The sequence below is a fragment of the Sphingobium baderi genome (assembly GCF_001456115.1).
GTDB lineage: Bacteria > Pseudomonadota > Alphaproteobacteria > Sphingomonadales > Sphingomonadaceae > Sphingobium > Sphingobium baderi_A.
In genome coordinates, this window is sequence record NZ_CP013264.1 from 2,643,071 (window position 1) to 2,663,018 (window position 19,948).

Annotated in this window: 18 protein-coding genes and 1 pseudogene; 8 read left to right on the forward strand and 11 right to left on the reverse strand. The window is 62.8% G+C overall.

Features of this window, described 5'->3' with window-relative positions; translation table 11 throughout:
• Window positions 1–1,389, forward strand: a complete 1,389-nt coding sequence (locus ATN00_RS13070) for a bifunctional ADP-dependent NAD(P)H-hydrate dehydratase/NAD(P)H-hydrate epimerase (RefSeq protein WP_062065318.1) — start codon at window positions 1–3, stop codon at window positions 1,387–1,389.
• Entirely contained in the window at window positions 1,386–2,591 is a 1,206-nt protein-coding gene (locus ATN00_RS13075; protein ID WP_062065321.1) for a class I SAM-dependent RNA methyltransferase, read from the forward strand. Before ATN00_RS13070 ends, ATN00_RS13075 begins: the two co-directional genes overlap by 4 nt.
• A gap of 68 nt (window positions 2,592–2,659) precedes the next feature.
• On the opposite strand, the gene ATN00_RS13080 is transcribed toward ATN00_RS13075, so the two are convergent.
• The 3 genes from ATN00_RS13080 to ATN00_RS13090 all read right to left on the reverse strand — a co-directional run bounded on the left by ATN00_RS13080 (window position 2,660) and on the right by ATN00_RS13090 (window position 6,478).
• A complete protein-coding gene (locus ATN00_RS13080; RefSeq protein WP_062065323.1) occupies window positions 2,660–3,853 on the reverse strand; it encodes a type III PLP-dependent enzyme in 1,194 nt (397 codons plus the stop codon).
• A 147-nt stretch (window positions 3,854–4,000) separates the two neighbouring features.
• A complete protein-coding gene (locus ATN00_RS13085) occupies window positions 4,001–5,173 on the reverse strand; it encodes a carboxynorspermidine decarboxylase (RefSeq protein ID WP_062065326.1) in 1,173 nt (390 codons plus the stop codon).
• Window positions 5,174–5,272: 99 nt separating this feature from the next.
• On the reverse strand, window positions 5,273–6,478 hold the full coding sequence (locus ATN00_RS13090; RefSeq protein WP_062065328.1) for a saccharopine dehydrogenase family protein: 1,206 nt from the start codon (window positions 6,476–6,478) through the stop codon (window positions 5,273–5,275).
• A 129-nt stretch (window positions 6,479–6,607) separates the two neighbouring features.
• Here ATN00_RS13090 and ATN00_RS13095 point away from each other — a divergent pair, with 129 nt between their 5' ends.
• Entirely contained in the window at window positions 6,608–7,030 is a 423-nt protein-coding gene (locus ATN00_RS13095) for a DUF1801 domain-containing protein (protein ID WP_062065332.1), read from the forward strand.
• A 9-nt stretch (window positions 7,031–7,039) separates the two neighbouring features.
• Here the strand turns inward: ATN00_RS13095 and ATN00_RS13100 are convergent, their stop codons facing one another.
• Window positions 7,040–7,387 carry a GFA family protein gene (locus tag ATN00_RS13100; protein ID WP_062068784.1) on the reverse strand — a complete coding sequence of 116 codons (348 nt, stop codon included), beginning with the start codon at window positions 7,385–7,387 and terminating at the stop codon, window positions 7,040–7,042.
• Between the two features lie 48 nt (window positions 7,388–7,435).
• Window positions 7,436–7,791: pseudogene (locus ATN00_RS22940) on the reverse strand (ligase-associated DNA damage response exonuclease); the annotation flags it as partial.
• Window positions 7,792–7,983: 192 nt separating this feature from the next.
• Between ATN00_RS22940 and ATN00_RS13110 the strand changes: the two are divergent.
• Both ATN00_RS13110 and ATN00_RS13115 read left to right on the forward strand, forming a co-directional pair.
• On the forward strand, window positions 7,984–9,207 hold the full coding sequence (locus tag ATN00_RS13110) for a BtaA family protein (RefSeq protein WP_062065337.1): 1,224 nt from the start codon (window positions 7,984–7,986) through the stop codon (window positions 9,205–9,207).
• A 20-nt stretch (window positions 9,208–9,227) separates the two neighbouring features.
• A complete protein-coding gene (locus ATN00_RS13115) occupies window positions 9,228–9,851 on the forward strand; it encodes a class I SAM-dependent methyltransferase (protein ID WP_420496699.1) in 624 nt (207 codons plus the stop codon).
• A gap of 57 nt (window positions 9,852–9,908) precedes the next feature.
• Here ATN00_RS13115 and hemA read toward each other — a convergent pair whose 3' ends face one another.
• On the reverse strand, window positions 9,909–11,129 hold the full coding sequence (gene hemA / locus ATN00_RS13120) for a 5-aminolevulinate synthase (protein ID WP_062068786.1): 1,221 nt from the start codon (window positions 11,127–11,129) through the stop codon (window positions 9,909–9,911).
• Window positions 11,130–11,258: 129 nt separating this feature from the next.
• Window positions 11,259–12,062: a glutamate racemase gene (gene murI / locus ATN00_RS13125; protein ID WP_062065342.1), complete on the reverse strand. Its 804-nt coding sequence runs from the start codon at window positions 12,060–12,062 to the stop codon at window positions 11,259–11,261.
• A gap of 130 nt (window positions 12,063–12,192) precedes the next feature.
• Here murI and plsY point away from each other — a divergent pair, with 130 nt between their 5' ends.
• The 3 genes from plsY to topA all read left to right on the forward strand — a co-directional run bounded on the left by plsY (window position 12,193) and on the right by topA (window position 16,567).
• Entirely contained in the window at window positions 12,193–12,792 is a 600-nt protein-coding gene (gene plsY, locus ATN00_RS13130; protein ID WP_062068788.1) for a glycerol-3-phosphate 1-O-acyltransferase PlsY, read from the forward strand.
• Window positions 12,789–13,871 (forward strand): DNA-processing protein DprA, encoded by a 1,083-nt coding sequence (dprA, locus tag ATN00_RS13135; RefSeq protein WP_062065344.1) that lies wholly within the window; start codon window positions 12,789–12,791, stop codon window positions 13,869–13,871. The genes plsY and dprA overlap by 4 nt, the downstream gene beginning before the upstream one ends.
• 128 nt (window positions 13,872–13,999) lie before the next feature.
• Entirely contained in the window at window positions 14,000–16,567 is a 2,568-nt protein-coding gene (gene topA, locus ATN00_RS13140; RefSeq protein ID WP_062065347.1) for a type I DNA topoisomerase, read from the forward strand.
• A gap of 66 nt (window positions 16,568–16,633) precedes the next feature.
• Here topA and ATN00_RS13145 read toward each other — a convergent pair whose 3' ends face one another.
• The 4 genes from ATN00_RS13145 to lepB form a co-directional block, all read right to left on the reverse strand.
• A complete protein-coding gene (locus ATN00_RS13145) occupies window positions 16,634–17,350 on the reverse strand; it encodes a GGDEF domain-containing protein (protein WP_062065350.1) in 717 nt (238 codons plus the stop codon).
• A gap of 53 nt (window positions 17,351–17,403) precedes the next feature.
• Window positions 17,404–18,312 carry a GTPase Era gene (era, locus tag ATN00_RS13150; RefSeq protein ID WP_062065354.1) on the reverse strand — a complete coding sequence of 303 codons (909 nt, stop codon included), beginning with the start codon at window positions 18,310–18,312 and terminating at the stop codon, window positions 17,404–17,406.
• Between the two features lie 73 nt (window positions 18,313–18,385).
• Window positions 18,386–19,105 (reverse strand): ribonuclease III, encoded by a 720-nt coding sequence (gene rnc / locus ATN00_RS13155; protein ID WP_062065357.1) that lies wholly within the window; start codon window positions 19,103–19,105, stop codon window positions 18,386–18,388.
• The gene (gene lepB / locus ATN00_RS13160; RefSeq protein ID WP_062065359.1) at window positions 19,054–19,878 is read right to left on the reverse strand and encodes a signal peptidase I; all 825 of its coding nucleotides are present in this window, start codon (window positions 19,876–19,878) and stop codon (window positions 19,054–19,056) included. The genes rnc and lepB overlap by 52 nt, the downstream gene beginning before the upstream one ends.
• Window positions 19,879–19,948 lie beyond the last annotated feature (70 nt).

Below are 19,948 nucleotides of genomic sequence, written 5' to 3' on the forward strand. Positions count from 1 at the left end.
ATGGCTACGCCTGTCCTGACGGCCGCCGGGATGCGGGCGGCGGAGCAGGCGGTCATCGCTTCGGGTGTGCCCGAATATGAGTTGATGGAGCGCGCGGGCGCTGCCGCTGCCGAGATCATCTGGCGGGCGGGAGGATTGCGTGACACGCTGGTGCTGTGCGGGCCCGGCAATAATGGCGGCGATGGCTTTGTCATCGCGCGGCTTCTGCGCGCGCGGGGCGTGCCGGTGCGTGTTGCGGCGCTGGGGGACAGCAGGACATCGTCCGCTATTCAGGCTCGCGCGGCGTGGGCGGGACCGGTGGAAGCGTTCAACGACGCGGAGCCCGCCGCGCAACTGGTGGATGCCCTGTTCGGCACGGGCTTGGCGCGTGAACTGGATGATGGGATTGCCGCGCAACTCCATGACCTCGTCAGCATGGCGAGCCACAGCTACGCCATCGATCTGCCTAGCGGCGTGGAAACCGATAGCGGCGCGCTGCTCTCACCCGTTCCGCATTTTGGTATGGGCATCGCGCTGGGCGCGTTGAAACCCGCTCATTTGCTTTTTCCAGCGGCGGACAGGATGACGCGGCTGGTCTGCGCGGATATCGGCATTGCGGCCAACTCTTCCATCTGTCGGCTGGCGCCGCCATCTGTTTATGCTCCCGGCACAGAAGCGCATAAATATAGCCGTGGTCTTGTGGCGGTCGTCGGGGGCGAGATGGCGGGCGCGAGCCTGCTCGCCAGCCATGCAGCGGCCCGTTCCGGCGCGGGCATGGTACGCAGGATCGCCGCCGACGCATATATCGGCGGACCTGATGCCATCGTCACTGATTTTGCGAAAACCGCGACAGAGGTGGAGCATTCTCTCCAGGACAAGCGGTTGGCGGTGGTTCTGGTCGGGCCTGGACTGGGACGAAATAAAGATGCCCAAGCACGTCTGGATGTGGTTCTGAAAAGCGGTCATCCGCTGGTTCTGGATGCGGATGCGCTCAATATATTGGGGGAAATAGGCATCGCTCATTTGCCCCAGCAAGCGATTCTGACGCCCCATGAAGCGGAGTTTACCCGGTTGTTTGGCCAATTGCCCGGTAGCAAGATTGATCGGGCATTGGATGCGGCGCGCCGATCACGCTGCGTGGTGGTGTATAAAGGTGCCGGCACTGTCATTGCCGCACCGGACGGACGCGCTGCCGTTGCAAGCCATGGTTCATCCTGGCTCTCCACGGCGGGGACGGGTGATGTTCTGGCGGGCATCGTCGCGAGCAGGCTGGCCGTCATGCGAGACGGATTCCAAGCCGCATGCGAGGCTGTCTGGCTGCATGGCGAAGCCGCTCGCCGAGCGGGCGCGGCCTTCATCGCGGACGATTTGATCGAACGGCTCCCAGAGGCTATTGCCAGCCGCCTGTGACCCAAGACAACGACCTTATCATCCGCATCGCCGCGAAGGGCGATGGCGTGACCGCCGATGGCCGCCATGTGCCGCTTGCCGCACCGGGAGATCGTATGGAGGCGGGCGGCGGTGTTCAGTTCGGCCCGCATCATGTCGACCCGCTTTGCCGTCATTTCCCTGTTTGCGGCGGATGCGAACTCCAACATATCGACGATGAAAGCTATGCGGATTTCGTCGCGGCGCGGATCATGGGGGCATTGGCGGGGCAAGGCGTTGATGCGCTCAAAGTCCTGCCTCCGCATATTTCGCCACCCCGGACTCGCCGCAGGGCTTCCTTGCGCGCCGCGTGTCAGGGCAAGAAGGTTGCGATCGGCTTTGCGGAGGCGGGAAGCCATCGCCTGATCAATCTGTCGATGTGTGAAGTGCTGGACCCGCGCCTGTTTGGACTTCTGGAGCCGCTTCGGCCGCTATTGGCGCGCATCCTGCCCGACCGGAGGTCCGCTCATGTGCGTATGTCGATGACGGATCAGGGCGTCGATCTGCTTCTGGAAGGCGTGACGATCGAAGGCCTCGCCGCAGACGAGGCTTTGCGGGATTTTGCTGCCGCGCAGGGGCTTGCACGATTGACGGTCGATGAAGGTCATGGAGCCGAAACGCGCTGGGAGCCGGAACCTGTGACCGTCAGCTTTGGCGGCGTAGCGGTCGGTTTTCCGCCTTTCGCCTTTCTTCAAGCGACTCCCGATGGAGAAGCCGCGCTGGTCGAAGCAGCACGCTCCGCCCTGCCCCCGCAAGGGGCTGTGGCTGATCTTTTCTGCGGCCTTGGCACCTTTGCTCTGGCTGTGGGGGAGGGGCGCCCGGTTTACGCGGCGGAAGCGGCCCGCGATTTGATCCTGTCGCTCAAGGCCGCTGCGGGCAGGAGCCAGAGAAGGCTGGCGGCCGACCATCGCGATCTGTTTCGGCGGCCACTGACGCCGCAGGAACTCGACCGTTTTGCCGCCGTCATCATTGATCCCCCCCGTGCAGGCGCTCGGGAACAGGTGTTGCAAATCGCTGCATCCAACGTTGTATCGGTCGCTTATATCTCCTGTAATCCCGCCAGCTTCGCGCGCGACGCCGCCCTTATGGTTGCAGGCGGCTATGTGCTGGAAAGCGTGAGACCAGTCGGTCAGTTCCGTTGGTCGACCCATGTTGAACTGGCGGGCATTTTTCGCCGTCTTTGAAATGTCCCTCGCCACCGGGGAAGCGACGAGGGACAGGCACCCTCTCCAAGGGGGGAGCGGCCCCCCGTTTAACCGAGCTTGATGACAGTTGCGCGACGGCGCGCCGGAACGGGATCGGCGTAAAGGCTGGCCATCGGCTCATCCTCCACTTCGATGACGGCTTCCGAGGTAAAGCCGTTGAAACCGGTCCGCATCGCCGCGCCATAGGCGCCCAGCATCCCGATTTCGATATAGTCGCCCGCAGCCACGTCTTCGGGCAGCAGGAACGGGCCGGCCATATGATCCATGTCGTCGCAGGTCGGGCCGTAGAAGGAGAATCCGGTCAGTTCCTCATCGCTTTCCTCGTCGCGCAGTAACGCTACGGGGAAGCGCCAGCCGATATGCGCCGCATCGAACAGCGCGCCATAGGCGCCGTCGTTGATGTACAGTTCCTTGCCGCGCCGGCGTTCCACACGCACGATGACGGAACTATATTCGGCGGACAGGGCGCGGCCCGGCTCACACCATAGTTCTGCGGAATAGCTGATCGGCAGGCTTTCGAAGCCGCGATGGATCGCATCGAAATAGGCTTCCAGCGCAGGGGGTTCCATGCCCGGATAGACCGAAGGGAAACCGCCGCCCACATCGATGATGTCGACCGTGACGGACGCCTCGACGATGGCTGCGCGCACGCGTTCGATGGCGTCGCTATACGCTTGCGGGCTCATCGCCTGGCTGCCGACATGGAAGCAGATGCCAAGCGCATCGGCCGCCTGACGGGTGGCCATCAGAAGTTCGCTCGTTTCCGAGAGTTCCGCGCCGAATTTGGATGCAAGGCTCAGCTCGGAATGTTCCGACGACACGCGCAGACGCACGCACAGTTCCAGATCGGTGGCATCGCTGGTTGCGCGCATGATTTTTTCTAGCTCGTCCATCGTATCGAGCGAGAAGGTACGCACCCCATGAACATGATAGGCTTCGGCGATTGCTTCCTCGGCCTTGACCGGGTGCATGAAGCAGAGCTTCGCCTGACCGTTCAGCGTTTCGGCGACAAGGCGCACTTCCGCGATGGAGGCCACGTCGAAATGCGTGATCCCCGAAGCAAACAGCGTACGGATCAGATCGGGAGACGGATTCGCCTTGACCGCGTAAAGCGAGCGCCCCGGAAACTTCTCTGTAAAGAAGCGGGCGGCCCGGGCTGCTGCCTGGGGACGAATAAGCGTTACCGGTGCTGCCGGTTTGAGGGCGCTTGCTACCCCCAGCGCGCTATGGTGCTTGTGCAACTCAAGGGACCTCCAGTGGTGTCGTGGCAATCAAGCTGCCTTGCGGTGGAAGTCCCATGGGGCAGCGGAAGGGCGATATATGCCGAGGCTTCCCCCCTGTAAAGCGCATGCGTGAATTTTATTGCGCGGAAGGCTGTGAAACGTGCTTCAGGAAAGACGGCTCTTGAAGTCTTCATAAGAAAATCGGCGGATTTCCTTGAGTTCGTTGGTTTCAGAGTTCCAGAGCCAGATGGCGGGCAGGGGCACGCCGTTGAAGCTGTTGGTCTTGACCATCGAATAATGCGCCTGGTCGAGAAAGGCGATGCGCCGCCCCGGAGTCGCGCCGCCGGGGACTCGATAGTCGCCGATGATGTCGCCCGCGAGGCAGGAGGGACCGCCGAGTCTGGTGGCGGGGCCGTTCATTGCCTCGTGGAGCATGGCGGGGCGATAGGGGGCTTCGATCACGTCAGGCATGTGGCAGGTCGCGGAAATGTCGGTGATGGCGACGGGCATCCCGTTGTCGATGACGTCGAGCACTTCGCCGATGAGAATGCCGGCGTCGAGGGCCACCGCCTCGCCAGGCTCTATATAAAGCTCCAGACCCGTTTTTTCACGGATGTCGCGCAGGAATGCGATCAGCGCGTCCCGCTGATAATCGGTGCGGGTGATGTGGTGGCCTCCGCCGAAATTCAGCCATTTGAGGTTGCCGATATGGGGAAGGATCCGCGATCCTATGGCTGCCCAGGTGCGTTCCAGCGGCAGGAAATCCTGTTCGCACAGGGAGTGGAAATGGAGGCCGCAGACGCCCTCCAGATGCTCCGCCCTGAGCTGGTCGATGGGGAAGCCGAGGCGGCTGTGCGGCTGGCAGGGGTCGTATTTGGCGACCTCTCCTTCCGCGTGGAGCGGGTTGACGCGCAGGCCGATGTCGAATTGCAGTCCCTCGGCCCTGGCTGCATCGATGATTGGGCGGAAGCGAGCGATCTGGCCGGGGCTGTTGAAGATCACATGATCCGAAAGGCGCAGGATTTCCGGGAGATCCTCCGCCTTGTAGGCGGCGCAATAGGTGGCGACTTCACCGCCATATTCTTCGCGGCCGAGGCGCGCTTCATAAAGGCCGGACGCGCATACGCCATCCAGATATTCCGCGACGACACTGCCCAGCGACCACATGGAGAAAGCCTTGAGCGCACCCAGAACCTTGATCCCCGCGCGCTCGCCAATGTCGGCGAGGATCGACAGGTTGCGACGGATCGCAGCCTCGTCCACCACGAAGGCGGGCGAGGGAACGCGGTTCAGGTCGAAATGCGCGAAGGCAGCGGGATCGCCGGCTTTTGTGTCCATCTTTGTCCGATTCCGTTCGCGTCGAGCCTGTGGAACGCGCTTTTTCGATAAGAAAGTAGAGGGCTTCGACAGGCTCAGCCCGAACGGCTTCGAGTTGATTTAGAAGTCCAGCGGCGCGTCCAGTTCCTTCACCTGCCAGGGCAAGCCGTGCTGGTTCAGCATGTCCATGAATGGGTCGGGATCGAACTGTTCGATGTTGAACACCCCCTCACCCTTCCAGGAGCCCGTCAGCATCATCGCCGCGCCGATCATCGCGGGCACGCCGGTAGTGTAGCTGACTGCCTGGTTGCCGGTTTCGGCATAGGCATCCTCATGATCGCAGACATTATAGACATAGACGGTCTTGGGCTTCCCGTCCTTCTCGCCGGTCGCGATGTCGCCGATGTTGGTCTTGCCCTTGGTGGTGGAGCCCAGGCTCGACGGTTCGGGCAGGACGGCTTTGAGGAACTGGAGCGGGATAATCTCCTTGCCTTCATAGATCACCGGGTCGATGCGGGTCATGCCGACATTCTGGAGCACTTCGAGATGCTTCAAATAGGCGTCACCGAAAGTCATCCAGAAGCGGATGCGCTTGATTTCCGGGTAGAATTTGGCGAGGGATTCCAGTTCCTCATGATACATGAGGTACATGTTCTTCTCACCCACCTGATCGAAGTCGAACGCCTGCTTGTGGCTGAGTGCGGGGCCTTCGACCCATTTGCCGCCCTCCCAATGGCGCGAGGGGGCGGTAACTTCGCGGATGTTGATTTCCGGGTTGAAGTTGGTCGCGAAGTGCTGGCCATGGTCGCCGCCATTGCAGTCGAGAATGTCGAGCGTGTCGATCCGGTCGAGCAGATGCTTCCTGATGTAGGAGGCAAAGACGCTGGTGACGCCGGGGTCGAAGCCCGAACCCAGCAGCGCCATGATCCCGGCTTCCTTGAAGCGGTCCTGATAGGCCCATTGCCAGCCATATTCGAATTTGGGCGTGTCGCGCGGTTCGTAATTGGCGGTGTCGAGATAATCCACCCTGGTCGCGAGGCAGGCATCCATGATGTTGAGGTCCTGATAGGGCAGGGCCAGATTGACGACCAGCTTGGGCTGGACCTTTTCGATGAGGGCGATGGTGGCGGCGACATCATCGGCGTCGACCTGCGCCACATCGATGGTGACGCCGGTGCGGGCCTTGACCGATTCGGCGACCTTCTCACAACTCACGATGCGGCGGCTGGCCAGGGTGATATGCGAGAATATCTCCGGGTTCATCGCCATCTTGTGAACCGCGACAGACCCGACGCCGCCCGCGCCAATGACCAGAACCTTGCTCAATTTCGTCTCCATGACCTGACCGCGCGTGGCACGCGAAAGCGCCCATATAGGGGCTGTGCATGACAGCGCAAAGTCAGTCTGTGGGATGGGTGCGCGGATCATGGTATGGCGGGGCAAGGAGGAGAGCGAATGGCCAACCCCATGTCTTCCGAACCGCGGCTGTTAAGCGGCGGCAATCCACAAATCCCCAAAGGGGACGGCGATGCGCCGGTGCAGGCCTATATCGCCGCCATGCCGGGCTGGAAAAGCGAAGCGGGGCGTTGGCTGGACGATCTGATCGTTCGCGCCGTGCCTAATGCGCGCAAGGCGGTGAAGTGGAACTCGCCCTTCTACGGTGTGGAGGGGAATGGGTGGTTCCTGAGCTATCATTGCATGACGCGCTACATCAAGCTGGCCTTCTTCAGCGGCGCGGGGCTCGATCCTCTGCCGCCCGTGACGTCGAAGAACGCCGATACGCGTTATGTGCATATCTTCGAGGACGAGCGGCCGGATGAGGCGCTTATGGTAAGCTGGATCAGGCAGGCGGCGGGCCTGCCGGGGTGGATGAGCTAGGGCGTACCGTCAGAAACTGGCGCCGTCGACCCTGTTGATTTTCAGCGTATCGATGTCGACCTCCGGTACGCAGCACAGGTTGATGGCGCGTATCGGGCCGTCGAGGGACTTGCCTTCAGCGAAGGACTGCGTGCCGCAGATGGCGCAGAAGCGGTGCGTGATGTTGTGCTTGTAGAATTGATAGTCGGTCAGCTTGTCCGCGCCGCTGTCGAGCGTGAACTGGTCGGCGGGCACGAAGGTGAGGACGAAACCCTTGCGGCTGCAATGGGAGCAATTGCAACTCATCGCTTCGCTGGGCGCGTCGGCGGCGATGGTGAAGGTGACAGCGCCGCAGTGGCAGCTTCCGGTGTAGGGCATGGTGGGCTCCTTAGTAGGTGGGATCGTCCGCCCCGGAACGATGAACTCGTGGAGCGTGTCGAGCAGCCGGTCGATCTCGCTGCCGCTAGCGGGATAGCGGAACATGGGGAGGGCGAAGCTCGCCTCCGTCACGAAGATGTCGCAGGGCACCGGCTCGAAGGGGAGGCAGGTCGGATCGGCGTTGAGCCCAGAACATGTCCGGCGGGGACATAACGGATCGTGACGCCGCCCAGCCGGAATGGCTCGCTATAACCGACGGCCGTGTCCCAAGCCGTGCCATGGCGAAGCGCCATGATGGCGAGCGTTTCGCGGGTGGCCCAGACATGGCCGCGCCCCCCTCCGCGCACATGATGGGCGTGACCGTGCGTGACGGACGCTCTTTCCCGAGGGACGGAAGGATCGATCTATGCACCGGCAGGGCGCACATAGATGCCGGTTGGCCAAGGTTCGATCCAGTGGGACATGAGCCAAGAAGATGGGGAATGGCCCATCGGTTCCACAGGGGTTTCACGGAACCGCAATCCCCGCGTCATTTCGCTGACATGCCGCTGTCCTAGGGCGCGCTCAGACCCCGCTTGGGAACGGAAAGGCGCAACATGACATCATCGGCGCATCAACGAGTGACAAAGGCCGCGCACCGGCACCGCCATCTTTCAAGGCAGGGATTGCTGGAGCGGGCATTTACCTTCGCCTTTCGCGGGCTGGTCTATGCCCAGATATGGGAAGATCCGATCGTGGATATGGAGGCGCTGGAGATTATGCCGGACAGCCATGTCGTCACCATCGCGTCGGGCGGCTGCAATGTGTTGAGCTATCTGACGGCCAATCCGGCGAAGATTACGGCGGTTGACCTCAATACCGCGCATATCGCCCTCAACAGGTTGAAGCTAACGGCGGCGAGAACATTGCCGGATCATGCCAGCTTCCACCGCTTCTTCGCGCAGGCCGACAGCAGGGATAATGTCACGGCCTACCGCCAGTTTGTTGCGCCGCATCTGGATGAAGCGACGCGCCGTTACTGGGAGGGGCGCGACATCATGGGGCGGCGGCGGATCGGCGGTTTTGCGCGGGGCATATATAAGCACGGCCTGCTTGGCCGGTTCATTGGCGCGGCGCATCTGCTGGCGCGCCTGCACGGCGTCGATCCACGGCGGATGCTGGACGCGCAATCGCGGGACGAGCAGCGCGCGATTTTCGAAGCCGAGCTGGCTCCGGTATTCGACAGGGCTTTCATCCGCTGGCTTACCAATCAGCCTGCCTCGCTCTTTGGCCTTGGCATTCCGCCCGCGCAGTTCGAGGCGTTGGCCGGGGAGGAGCGGATGAACGGCGTTCTCAAGGCGCGGCTGGAAAAGCTGGCCTGCGACTTCGACCTGAAGGATAATTATTTCGCGGTGCAGGCGTTCGGACGAGGATATGCCGGGGGTGAAGGGGCGCTGCCGCCTTATCTTCAGGCCGCGAACCATGGGTCGATGGTCGAGCGCGTCGACCGGGTCGATGTGCGGCATGTGAACTTCACCGACTTCCTCGCCAGCCAGCCGGCGGCATCGGTTGACCGATATGTGCTGCTGGATGCACAGGATTGGATGAACAACGACCAGTTGAACGCGCTCTGGGCGCAGATCGCCCGGACGGCGCGGCCCGGTGCGCGCGTCCTGTTCCGCACGGCGGGTGAGGCGAGTATCCTGCCGGGCCGCGTCAGCGAAGCCATCCTCTCTCATTGGTCCTATCGCACTCAATCGTCGCAAGGCTATACGGCGCGCGACCGGTCGGCCATTTACGGCGGCGTGCATCTCTATTGCCTCAAGGGAGACGATACGTGAGCGGGTCGCACGATCGGCTGATGGACAGCGTCTATCGGCGTCAACGGCATATCTATGATCTCAGCCGCAAATATTATCTGCTGGGGCGCGATAGCCTGATCGCCGATCTTGCGCCGCCGGCGGGAGGCGCGGTACTGGAAATCGGCTGCGGCACGGGGCGGAACCTGATCGCGGTTGGCAAGACCTGGCCGAAAGCCCGTCTTTATGGCGTCGATATTTCCGAAGCGATGCTGCAAACCGCGCGCGGTTCCGTGGTCAGGGCGAACATGGCAAGCCGGGTCGTGCTGGCGCAGGGCGATGCCTGCTCCTTCGATGCGGAGGCGCTGTTTGGCCGCGCGACGTTTGAGCGGGTGTTCATCAGCTACGCCCTGTCGATGATTCCCGATTGGCGTAAGGCGTTGGCCCACGCAGCGCGTCATGTCGCGCCCGGCGGACGGCTGGAGATCGTCGATTTCGGTCAGCAGGAAGGGTTGCCGAGCGTCTGGCGGCGCGGGCTGTTCGGGTGGCTGGCGCGCTTTCATGTGTCGCCCCGCGCGGAGCTGCCGACCGCGATCAGGGCATTGGCCGCGGACAGTGGCGGTTTTCCGCACAGCCGGACACTTTATCGCGGCTATGCGGTCAGGGGCGGGCTTATCCGGGTTTGAAGAGGTTCCAGGCGGTTTCCCGACTTCGCTCGAAACGAACGGCTGTCCGCTTGATCCTCAGGCGGCCTTGCGGAATTCCAGTTCCAGACGATCCCAAATTTCGACCAGCGCATTCACCAGATCGCGCATCATGCCTTCATCATGCGTCGGGCCGGGCGTGAAGCGCAGGCGCTCGGTGCCGCGCGGCACGGTCGGATAATTGATCGGCTGCACATAGGCGCCATATTCGGCGAGCAATATGTCGCTGATCCGCTTGGCCTTGACCGGATCGCCGACCATCAGCGGCACGATATGCGTGACCGACGGCATGACCGGCAGGCCCGCGTCGCGCATCATCTGCTTGAGCTTCGCCGCGGCGGCCTGCTGTCCTTCGCGCTCCTCGCTCGATTGCTTGAGGTGGCGCACGCTCGCCAGCACACCCGCGACCAGAACCGGCGACAGGGACGTGGTGAAGATGAAGCCGGGCGCATAGCTGCGGATGACGTCGACGATCATCTGGTCGGCGGCGATATAGCCGCCCATGACGCCGAACGCCTTGCCCAGCGTGCCTTCGATGATGGTCAGGCGGTTCGCGACTTCATCCCGTTCGGAAATGCCGCCGCCGCGCGCACCATACATGCCGACCGCATGAACTTCGTCCAGATAGGTGAGCGCATTGAATTCGTCCGCGAGGTCACAGATCGCCGCGATAGGCGCGATGTCGCCGTCCATCGAATAGACGCTTTCGAACGCGATCAGCTTGGGCACGTCGGGATCTTCCGCCGTCAGCAGTTCGCGTAGATGATCGACGTCGTTATGACGGAAAACGCGCTTTTCGCAGCCTGAATTGCGGATGCCTGCAATCATGGATGCGTGGTTCAATTCATCCGAGAAGATGATGCAGCCCGGCAGCAGCTTGGCGAGCGTGGACAGCGTCGCTTCATTCGACACGTAGCCGGAGGTGAAGATCAGCGCGCCTTCCTTGCCGTGCAGATCGGCCAGCTCGGCTTCAAGGTCGATATGATAATGGGTGTTGCCACCGATATTGCGGGTGCCGCCTGATCCCGCGCCGACATCGTGCAGCGCTTCTTCCATCGCGGCGACGACCTTGGGATGCTGTCCCATGGAGAGATAATCGTTGGAGCACCAGACGGTGATCGGCTTCGGACCGTTATGGCCATGGAAGCAGCGGGCATTGGGAAAGGCGCCCCTGTTACGCAGGATGTCGATGAAAACCCGGTAGCGGCCCTCTTCATGGAGCCGGTCGATTGCCTGCGCGAAAATATGCTTGTAGTTCACGAAAAGCCCTATCCCTTTGGCTCGCATCCTCTCGTTGCGCGCATTTAACCGGTCCGAGCCGTCATTACCAGCGATAACCGTTCGCAAGTATAGTCGGAAAAACCGATCATCGAAATCGGACTTTTTGTCCTAGAGGGCATCGATCCGTTCAAGACCATATTGGCGCAGCGCATCCTGCAAGGCGTGAACATCGCCGTCCACCTGCGTGAACACCGCCGTGCCGGGCGAGGGTGCGGCGGGCCAGGGCTGTTCCTGCGTCAGATAAGCGATTCGCCGGGCGATGCCCTCACCGCCGTGCACGAAAAGCAGCGGACGGGGCGCTGCGACGGCAAGCTCTGCCTCCACGAGAGGAAAATGCGTGCATGCCAGCACGACGACATCCATCCGATCGCCGCCGGGTTGGTCCAGCAAACCGGACAGCGCGTCGCGGGCGATGGTGGGATCGAGCGGCTCGCCCCGCAATTTCGCTTCGGCAAGCTGCACCAGCGCCGCAGAGCCGTGACGCAGCACCAGGCAATCACTTCCGTGTTCCGCCGCCAGTCGGTCGACATAGGGCTGCCGCACGGTCGCATCCGTGCCGAGCACGCCAAACACCCGGCTTCTCGATAACAGGGCGGCGGGTTTGATCGCGGGCACGGTGCCGACGACCTGAATATCCAGTGCGGCGCGCACGGCTGACAGGGCGATGGTGGAAGCCGTGTTGCAGGCGATCACCGCCAGACGGGGGCGGTAGCGTTCCACCAGCCGCCCAAGCAGCGCGGGGACACGCGCGGCGATTTCCGCCTCGCTCTTGGTGCCATAGGGGAAACCAGCGCTGTCGGCGGCATAGATGACCGGCGCAGTCGGAAGCAGCTCTCTGGCCGGGCCGAGGATGGACAGTCCGCCGACGCCGGAATCGAAGAACAACAAGGGGGCGGTGGATGCGACCTTCATGGATGCCCGTATCTCGCCGCCCGCTGGCTGGCTGTCAACCGGGGAGGAAGGCGGGCGGCGGCAACCTTCGTCATTGCCGGATGCGACGGGAACGCTATGGTCGCGCTCGCAACTCCTGTTCGGTGAGATCATGACAGTTCCCTGGCTCCTTCCTGCTCTCGTCCTGTTGATCGGTTATCTTCTGGGTTCGATCCCCTTTGGCCTGCTGCTGACGAAAGCGACCGGCGCGGGCGATCTGCGGCAGATCGGATCAGGGAATATCGGGGCGACCAATGTGCTGCGGACCGGGCACAAGGGACTGGCGGCGGCGACGCTGCTGCTCGACCTTGCCAAAGGCGCAGCGGCGGTGCTGATCGGCGAATCGCTGGTCGGTGGGGGCGGCGCGATAGCGGGGGCGATGGCCTTTATCGGGCATTGCTATCCGGTGTGGCTGCGCTTTGCAGGCGGTAAGGGCGTCGCGACCATGATGGGCGTGGTGACAGCGCTTTACTGGCCCGCGGGCATCGTGTTTGCGCTGGTGTGGCTGGCCGCGCTGCTGGGCACGCGATGGTCTTCGGTGGGCGGAATGACGGCGGCAGTCAGCGCGCCTATTGCGGTGGGGGCGATGGGGCGCTTCGATCTGTTGCCCGTCACGCTGGCGCTGGCGTTGATCGTGCTGTGGCGGCATCGCGCCAATATCTCGCGCCTCGCAAGCGGGACGGAACCGAAGATCGGGGCGTCCAAAGGGTGAGCGAACAGGAACGGTTTGACCGTCTGCGCCTGATCCGTTCGCCCCGGATTGGCCCGGTCAGCTTTCGCCAGCTTATGGCGCGGTTTGGAACGGCGGGTGAAGCGTTGCGCGCGGTGCCCGATCTCGCGGCGCGTGGCGGCGGCAAGGGACAGGTCGCCGATACGCGGACTGTGGAGGCGGAAATCGCCCGGAGCCGTTCTCTGGGTGCACGCTATCTGCTGATGGGCGATGCCGATTATCCCACTCTGCTGGACCAGATGGAGGGCGCGCCGCCCGCCCTGATCGTGAAGGGGGATGTAAGCTTGGCCGTGCGGCAATGTGTCGCGATAGTGGGGGCGCGTAACGCTTCGGCGGCGGCTTGCCGGTTCGCCCGGACGCTGGCCCAGGAACTGGGGCAGGCGGGCGCGGTGGTCGTTTCGGGGCTGGCGCGGGGCATCGATACGGCCGCGCATCAGGGATCGATAGCGAGCGGGACGATCGGGGTGATCGCCAGCGGCATTGACATCGGTTTCCCTCCGGAAAACGCCATGCTTCAGGAACAGGTGGCGCAGGACGGCCTGCTCGTCACCGAGCATCCGCCCGGCACCCAGCCGCTCGCCCGTCATTTTCCGGCGCGCAATCGCATCATCGCCGGGCTGGCGGCGGGAACCGTGGTGGTGGAGGCGGCGCCGAAATCGGGATCGCTCATCACCGCGCGACTGGCGGGAGAGGCGGGGAGGGAGGTCATGGCCGTGCCTGGATCGCCGCTCGATCCGCGTGCACAGGGCTGCAACCAACTGATCCGCGAGGGCGCGATCCTGATCCAGAATGCGGCTGATGTGATGGAAGCCATCGGCTCCCTCGACCCGCGCATGGTGCGGCAGGCGCGGATGGATTTTCTTGCCGAGCCGGCAAGCAGCGATGTCACGGAACAAGAGCGTGCCGCCATCGTCATCCTGTTGGGACCAGCGCCCGCGCCCGTGGATGAGATTGTGCGGCTTTGCGGTCTTGCTCCCTCTGTGGTGCAGACCGTGCTTCTGGAGCTGGAACTGGCCGATCGTCTGGACCGTCATGCAGGCGGCCGCGTCAGCCTTCGGTGATGGCGGGGGAAGAAAGACTTGCTGGCGTTTGAGCAACTTGCCACTTAATCACTCCACCGCTTGACGGCAGCCGTCGGCGCCTTCCAGACTCGCGCGTATACGTGAGGAACTCCAGAACCGGGGCCATAATGCAGCTAGTTATCGTCGAATCGCCCGCCAAGGCGAAGACCATCGAGAAATATCTGGGCGGCGATTTCCATGTGCTCGCCAGCTATGGCCATATTCGCGACCTGCCCGCGAAGGACGGGTCGGTGGACCCGGAAGCCGGCTTTGCGATGAGCTGGGAAAATTATGGCGATAAGGGCAAGCAGCTCAAGGCCATCACGGATCAAGCCAAGAAAGCCGACCGCCTGATCCTGGCCACCGACCCCGATCGCGAGGGTGAGGCGATAAGCTGGCATGTGCAGGAAGTGCTGCGCGCCAAGAAGGCGCTTCCCGCGAAGGTCGACCGCGTCACCTTCAACGCCATCACCAAGCAGGCGGTGACGGATGCCATGGCGCATCCCCGCGCCTTGGACGAGGATCTGATCGACGCCTACCGAGCGCGGCGGGCGCTGGACTATCTGGTGGGGTTCACGCTGTCGCCGGTGCTCTGGCGCAAGCTGCCCGGCGCGAAATCGGCGGGGCGGGTGCAGTCGGTGGCGCTGCGGTTGGTGGTGGAGCGTGAGCGCGAAATCGAAACCTTCACGGCTCAAGAATATTGGTCCGTCGCGGCGGAGATGGAGCAGGGCGGGCAGGGTTTCACGGCGCGACTGGTGCGCTGGCGCGGCGAAAAGATCGAGCGCCTGACCATCGGCAAGGAAGGCGACGCCATGGCCGCGAAGGCGGATGTGGAGGCGGGACGCTTCACCGTTGAGAAGGTCGAGACGAAGCCGCTCACCCGCAATCCTCCGGCGCCCTTCACCACATCGACGTTGCAGCAGGAAGCGGCGCGCAAGCTGGGCTTTTCCGCCAGCCACACGATGCGGATCGCGCAGCAGCTTTATGAGGACGGCGCGATCACCTATATGCGGACCGACGGCGTGCAGATGGACGGCAGCGCCATTTCCGCAGCGCGCAAGGCGATAGCGCAACGCTATGACGGCGGTTATCTGCCGGAGAAGCCGCGCCAGTATCAGACTAAGGCCAAGAACGCGCAGGAAGCGCATGAAGCCATCCGCCCGACCGAATTCGGCCGCGACAAGGTGGGTTCGGGCGATCATGCGCGGCTCTACGACCTGATCTTCAAGCGGGCCTTGGCGAGTCAGATGGCGTCGGCGCGGATGGAACGCACGACCGTCGATATGGTGGACGGCACGGGGCAACATGCGTTGCGCGCCACGGGGCAGGTGGTGATCTTCCCCGGCTTCCTCGCGCTCTATGAGGAAGGCCGCGACGACAGCGAAGATGAGGACGGCAAGCTGCTGCCGCGCATGGCGACGGGCGATGCCCCGGCGAAGAAAAAGGTGATGGCGGAACAGCATTTCACCCAGCCGCCGCCACGCTATTCCGAAGCGAGTCTGGTCAAGAAGCTGGAGGAGTTGGGGATTGGGCGTCCGTCCACCTATGCCTCGACGCTTCAGGTGCTCAAGGACCGCGATTATGTGCGTGTCGAGAAGAACCGCTTCTTTGCGGAGGAAAGCGGGCGGCTGGTGACGGCGTTCCTGGAGCGCTTCTTCGAACGCTATGTGTCCTATGATTTCACGGCGGGCCTTGAGGACGAACTGGACGAGATTTCCGGTGGGCGCGCCCAGTGGCAGGCGGTGCTGGAAGCCTTCTGGCGCGACTTCAAGCCCAAGACCGCTGAGGTCATGGAGCAGAAGCCGTCCGACATCACGGCGGAGCTGGACAAGTTCCTCGAACCCATGCTGTTCCCCCCGAAGGCGGACGGCAGCAATCCGCGTGCCTGCCCGATGTGCGATGACGGGCAATTGTCGCTGCGTGGTGGGCGATTCGGGGCGTTCATCGCCTGCTCCAACTATCCCGAATGCAAATATACGCGGAAATTCGGGCAACCCGGCGGCGCCAATGGCGGCGAGGACACGGGGCCGGAAGTGCTGGGTCAGCATCCCGAAACAGGGCAGGATATCGTCCGCAAATCCGGCCGCTTTGGGCCTTATATTGAAATGGGCGAGGGGAAGGAGGCCAAACGCGGCTCCATTCCCAAGGATCTGCCGGATGGCGAACTGACGCTGGAGTGGGCCGTGAAACTGCTCAGCCTGCCGCGCGAGATCGGTCTGCATCCTGAAACCGGCAAACCCATTGTCGCCAATATCGGGCGCTTTGGGCCTTATCTGCTGCATGACGGCAAATATGGCCGCCTGTCCTCCACCGCCGAGATTTTCGAGGTCGGCATGAACAGTGCGGTAGCGAAGCTGGCCGATGCCGCCAATCGCGGCGGGCGTTCGGCGGGCGGACGGGAACCGCTCAAGGTGCTGGGCAAGCATCCCCGCACCGAGGCGGAGATCAAGCTGATGGCGGGGCGCTATGGCCCCTATGTCACCGACGGCACCACCAACGCGACCCTGCCCAAGACCATCGAGCAGGATGCGCTGACGCTGGAAGAAGCGGCGCAGTTGATCGACACGCGCGCGGCGGCGGCTCCGGCGAAAAAGGGGAAGAAGGCCGCTCCCAAAAAGGCTGCGGCCAAGAAGGCACCCGCCAAGAAGGCACCTGCAAAGAAAGCTGCGACGAAAAAGGCGACTGCAGCGGAGTGATCCGCTTCAGCGCCGCTGCTGATTTCAGCCGAACGTTCGCGATTGGTTACGATCGCGAGCCAATTGTCAGGCGGCGAGGCGGACCTGATTGCGGCCAGCCGTCTTTGCCGCATACATGGCCAGGTCGGCCGCATGGAGACATTCCTCAAGGGACTGGCCTGCCCGATAGGGGGATAATCCGATACTGACGGTTGCGCGCAACATGCCACCGGATGGCGCTTCGACGCCCAGGGCCTGAATCCCCGCGCGCACCAGCTCGGCTCTGTTCGTGGCGCTCATGACATCATGCGCCGTCAGGCAGAGAGCAAATTCCTCACCGCCCAAGCGGCCTGCGAGGTTCCCGGGCCGCAGGACGCTGCGAATGACATGGCCAACGATCTGGAGAATCGCATCGCCTGTCTGATGTCCATGGGTATCGTTGAACTCCTTGAAATGATCGATGTCGATCACAAGAAGCCAGACCTGATCTTCCTTTAACATCGCTTCGGCCCGTTCCAGAAAAGCCGAGCGGGATAGCAATCCGGTAAGGTCGTCGACATCCGCCTTGCGTTGGAGATGGGCGACCATCTGCTCGAGTTCCTTGCGGAGCCGCTGATTCTTTTCCCAGCTTTCGAGCAGCAGGACATAGAAAGGATATGACATGATGCCCGCAAACATCATGCTCAGAATATAAATGGGCAGGGGGATGTCCATGCCCGACAGATGGGACGTGATTCGCATTATCACGAACATGCTCAGCATCGATCCCATGCTGAAATAAAGGGTTTTGACTCTGACGCCCATGGGCGCGCCCTACAATATGAAGGTAAATGAGTAATTTCCGTGGCTTGGAAAATTCACTCCACCCAATCGAGCCCGATGTCCCGGTAAATGCCGCGATCTTCCTCCCAATCTTCCTTGACCTTGACGTGGAGGTAGAGATGAACGCGGCATCCCAGCAGCGCGGACAATTCAGCGCGCGCCTTGGACCCTATTTCCTTGAGCCGCTGCCCGCCCTTGCCCAGAACAATGGCGCGTTGGGTGGGACGGCCGACGAGTATCTGTTGGTGGATTTCCACCGATCCATCCTCCCGCTCAGAATATTTCTCCGTATCCACGGCCGCGGCATAGGGCAGTTCGGCGTGCAACTGATGATAGAGCTGCTCACGCGTGATTTCGGCAGCCAGCATACGGTCGGTGGCGTCGGAAACCTGATCCTCCGGGAAATGCCACGGCCCTTCCGGCATCGCGGCGGCAAAGGCTGATTTGAGTTCGGGCAGGCCGTCGCCGGTCGATGCGCTGACGAAGAAAATCTCTTCGAAACCCAGAATGTCATTGAGCTTCTGCGTGTGGACCAGCAACTTGTCCTTGGCGGCGATGTCGACCTTGTTGAGGATCAGCCATTTGCGTTCCGACCGGCCCGATAGCGCTTCGATGATCGGCTCGACCTTTGGCCCGAGGCCCGCCTTGCCGTCCACGATCAGCGCGATCAGGTCCGCACCCTGCGCGCCGCCCCATGCCGCCTGCACCATGGCGCGGTCCAGCCGCCGCCTGGGCTGGAAGATGCCGGGCGTGTCGACCAGCACGATCTGTGCGTCGCCCTCTATCGCGACGCCCATGACGCGGGTCCGCGTGGTCTGCGCCTTGGGACTGGTGATCGCCACCTTCTGCCCCACCAGCGCGTTGACTAGCGTGGACTTGCCCGCATTGGGAGCGCCCACAATGGCGATCACGCCGCAGCGCTGGTTAGTGAGATCAACCGTCAATCAAAACTCCATTCCGGCGCATTGTGTCGCACCCGTTCCTGCTTAATTCAAAAAATCCGGTGGGGACAGGTTTTCAGCCTGCCAGCTTATCCAGCAGCGCTTTGGCCGCCGCCGTTTCCGCTTCCTGCTTCGATCCGCCCGTGGCGCTGGCCTCGCCCGCGCCCTTGATCGAAACCATGACGGTAAAGCGCAGGGCGTGATGCGGGCCGGAGCGATCGGTCATCACATATTCGGGCGGCTTGCGTCGGTTGGCGGCCGCCCACTCCTGAAGCGCGGATTTGGGATGGCGGGGCGCGCTGGTTTGCGTATCGACCCGGTCGGCCCACAGCCGCCGCACCAGCGCCCGCGCTTCGTCGAGCCCGCCTTCCAGATAGAGCGCGCCGATCAGCGCCTCCATCACGTCGCCCAGCACATTGTCGCTGTCGTGCGCGCCGTCGTCCCGCGCCTGCTTGCCCAGCACGAGGTGGGTGGACACGCCCGCTCCACGCGCGATTTCGGCACAGGTTTCCCCGGACACCAGCGCGTTGAACCGGCGGGACAGCTTCCCTTCCGGCTCATCTGAAAAGCGGTCATAGAGCCATTCCGAAACCAGCAGCCCCAGCACCCGGTCGCCCAGAAACTCCAGCCGCTCATAATTGGCGGCGTTGGCGCTGCCGTGGGTCAGCGCCTGCTGAAACCGCGCCACGTCGCGCGGCGCGCGCCCGATCAGGGCATTCAGCCAGGTCGCTGTATCAGGCTTGGTCAAAAACCTTCCCCGATCCGGCTCCACCGCGCGGCTGTGAACCAGGTCCATGGCAGGAACCAGTTGGCGCTGCCATCTGTCGAAAAGACAGAGATCATCGCCTTGCCCACCAGATTTTCTTCCGGAACAAGGCCGATGCCGCCACCTTCCACCGCCGGGAAGCGGCTGTCGGCGCTACGGTCACGATTGTCGCCCATCATGAAGAGATGGCCTTCCGGCACGACCACCGTGTCGCGGTCATCCGCCGCGCCGTCCGGCACGAGGTCCAGCACATTATAGCTTTTCCCGTTGGGCAGCGTTTCGCGATATTGGGGATAGCGGCACTGGCGTCCGCCGCCGGGCGCGGCTTCTTCAAACTTCGGGCGATAGCAGGGGGAGGGGCTGCCCTCCTTCGCGGCGGCATCGATCATATTCGGGGTGACGGGGATCACCAGGTCCGCCACTTTCTGCTTGGGAATGGCCTGACCATTCAGGTAAACGGTGCCCCCGCGCACGGAAATCATGTCGCCGGGCAGGCCGATGACGCGCTTGATATAGTCATTCTTCTGGCTGGGCGGCGCCTTGAACACCACCACGTCGCCCCGTTCCGGCGTCGAGGCGAAGATGCGGCCGGGGATCAGTGGCACACCGAAAGGCAGGGAATAGCGCGAATAGCCATAGGGCCATTTTGCCACCAGCAGATAGTCGCCGATCAGCAGCCGCGGCTGCATGGATTCCGACGGAATGTTGAACGGCGAAACGATGAAGCTCCGCAGGACAAAGACGAACACCGCCAGCTTTGCGAGAAACCAGAGGAAATCCCGCGTTTCCGATTTTGCGTTCATGCTCGTTCGATTTGTCCCTTAGTGACGCCGACAAAGCGGCCTGTCGCGGCTTTTGCGGGCTTGGATGAGC